Source organism: Luteibacter sp. UNC138MFCol5.1 (genome assembly GCF_900110505.1).
Lineage (GTDB): Bacteria > Pseudomonadota > Gammaproteobacteria > Xanthomonadales > Rhodanobacteraceae > Luteibacter.
The window spans coordinates 1-2,308 of sequence record NZ_FODZ01000007.1 but is presented as its reverse complement, the minus strand read 5'-3'; the positions used below and the strand labels follow the sequence as shown (position 1 = coordinate 2,308).

2 protein-coding genes are annotated in these 2,308 nt (G+C 66.9%); one reads left to right on the top strand and one right to left on the bottom strand.

Annotated features, from left to right (window positions below; all coding sequences use genetic code 11):
• Nucleotides 1-134 precede the first annotated feature (134 nt).
• Nucleotides 135-1,460: an APC family permease gene (locus tag BMY69_RS16955; RefSeq protein WP_090055443.1), complete on the bottom strand. Its 1,326-nt coding sequence runs from the start codon at nucleotides 1,458-1,460 to the stop codon at nucleotides 135-137.
• A gap of 214 nt (nucleotides 1,461-1,674) precedes the next feature.
• Between BMY69_RS16955 and BMY69_RS16950 the strand changes: the two genes are divergently transcribed.
• The gene (locus BMY69_RS16950; RefSeq protein WP_255364595.1) at nucleotides 1,675-2,142 is read left to right on the top strand and encodes an REP-associated tyrosine transposase; all 468 of its coding nucleotides are present in this window, start codon (nucleotides 1,675-1,677) and stop codon (nucleotides 2,140-2,142) included.
• Nucleotides 2,143-2,308 lie beyond the last annotated feature (166 nt).

Here is a 2,308-nt window from a genome sequence, read left to right as displayed (position 1 = left end):
CCCTTCGGTAGGTGAGATATCGCGAGCGTGCCGCTGCGCGGGATCGCCGATGCGATCGGCTCCCACCCTTCGGTAGGTGGCTTGCGGCGAGACGGCTACCGGAGGGTGGGAGCCGATCGTATCGGCGATCTCGATCAGCGAGCGACCGACTTCCGGCGCCACAGGTAGTACACCGGCACGCCAAGGGCGATGATCACCAGACTCATGCCGGCATCTCCCGGCGCCGCGATCGCCGTGGCCGCGATCACGCAGAGCACCGTGGTGGAGAACACCATCGGCAGCCACGGGTACCCGGGCACCAGGTACGGCGACGGCTCCGAACGCAGCTTCTTGCGATACCAGAAGATGGTCGCGATGCCGAAGGCGTGCGACAGCCACTCGCCGACGGTCGTGTAATTGAGCAGCGCGTTGAAGCTGCCGGAGAGGATCAGCACGATCGCCCAGCCGCCGAGCGCCACCAGCGCGAACTGCGGTGCGCCCGTCCGCGGCTCGATCTTCGCGATCGGTCGGAAGAACATCCCGTCCGCGCTCATCACCTGCAGCACGCGCGCGCCGCCCGCGATCGCGATGCTGCAATAACCGAAGGTGGAGCACGCGATGCCGACGGCGATGACCGTGGCGCCCGATTCGCCGAAGACGCGGCGCATGAGGTCGGCGGCGGGCGCCGTGCTCGCGGCGAGTCCGGCGTGACCGAGGCCGGCCATGTACGCGATGTTGACCAGCACGTAGCAGACCACGACGCTCGCCATGCCGAGGCCGAGCGCGCGCGGCAGCGTTCGCTGCGGATCGCGGACTTCGCCGGCCAGGTCGTTGAGGTAGTGGAAGCCGCCGTAAGCGAAGAGCGCCGGGAGCAGCGCACCGATGATGGTGCTGGCGGGCACGTCGTTCGTGGGATCGGCGACGAACGCCGCGCCGAGATGACCGCGCGCGAGGTACAGGCCGACGACGATGAGCAATGCGACCGCGCCAAGCTTCAGCACGGTGAAGATGTTCTGCACCAGGGCACCGGCGCGAATGCCGAAGAGATTCACCGTGACGATGAACGTGATCGCGCCCACGGCGAACGGCTTCACCCATTCGTGCGGGAGGCCTATGGCGCGGCACGCGTAGTCGGCGAACGTGGTCGCGACGGCGGCGACGCTGCCGGGATAGTTGATGAGCGCCATCGTCCAGCCGAAGAGGAAGGCCGGAAGCTGGCCGAACGCCTCGCGCAGATAGACGTAGGTGCCGCCGGCCTGGGGCCGCCTGGCGCCGAGTTCCGCGTAGCAGAGGACACCCGCGAGGGTGAGCAGGCCGCCGAGCGTCCACAGCACGATGACTTCGGTGCCGGAGCTGGTGAGCTGCGCGACGGTGGCCGGCGTGCGGAAGATGCCCCCGCCGATGACACCGCCGATGACGATCATCGCGGCATCCCAGATGCCGAGACGACGGAAGTAGTGGGCTGGCTGGGGTGCTGGCATCCGCCGACGATGCCATAAGCGAGGGCTTGGTGCGAGATGCCGGCGCCTCGTCGTAGGAGCGCGCCCTGCGCGCGACATGTTTTCGCGAGGAGTCGCAGGACCTGTGGCTCACAGCCTCAAAAGATGTCGCGCGCAGGGCGCGCTCCTACATCGGCGTTGGGGGCCGACGCGCCGATGCGGCCGTGACCGCTTCTCACGGATGGGACCGGGAGACATGATCGCCGGGATGATCATCCAGCCCGGGCAAGCAGCGCTGCGTATCGGCCGGACATCGGAGCCCGGACGGATCTATCTCGTTACCACGTGCACGTGGAATCGGGCACCGCTGTTTCGGAATCACCGGGCCGCGCGGGCCGCGTGCCGGACGATTCATTCGGAACGGTCCTGGAGAGATGCCAGCTGCATCGCCTGGGTACTGATGCCCGACCATTGGCATGGGCTCATCCACCTTCGCGAGAGCGAACTTTCCAAGGTGGTGGAAGCGATGAAATCGCGCGTTACCAAGGCGCTTCGGGCGGAAGGCCGTGTCTCGCCGGTGTGGCAACGCGCCTTCCATGACAGGGCGATTCGCGAGGACGACGACGTGAAGGCCGCGGCCAGATATGTCATCGCGAACCCCGTACGGGCCGGTCTGGTGGCGCGGGTCGGCGATTATCCGTATTGGAATACCGTCTGGATCTGATGCCCGGACGGAACGCGGAATCGCAGGAGCAGGGGCCTGTTGCGTCTGGCTCCAAAAGATGTCGCGCGCAGGGCTGTAGTGGCTGGACTTTCCTGGACCACGAGCTAGGAGCATTGAGCCGCCAGTGCTTCGAATTCTGCTGGCGGAAGGTAGTTGAGGGTCGAGT

Excerpts from the sequence above, each read along its gene's own strand:
- BMY69_RS16955 (WP_090055443.1), bottom strand. The coding sequence starts at position 1,460 with ATGCCAGCACCCCAGCCAGCCCACTACTTCCGTCGTCTCGGCATCTGG.
- BMY69_RS16950 (WP_255364595.1), top strand. The coding sequence starts at position 1,675 with ATGATCGCCGGGATGATCATCCAGCCCGGGCAAGCAGCGCTGCGTATC.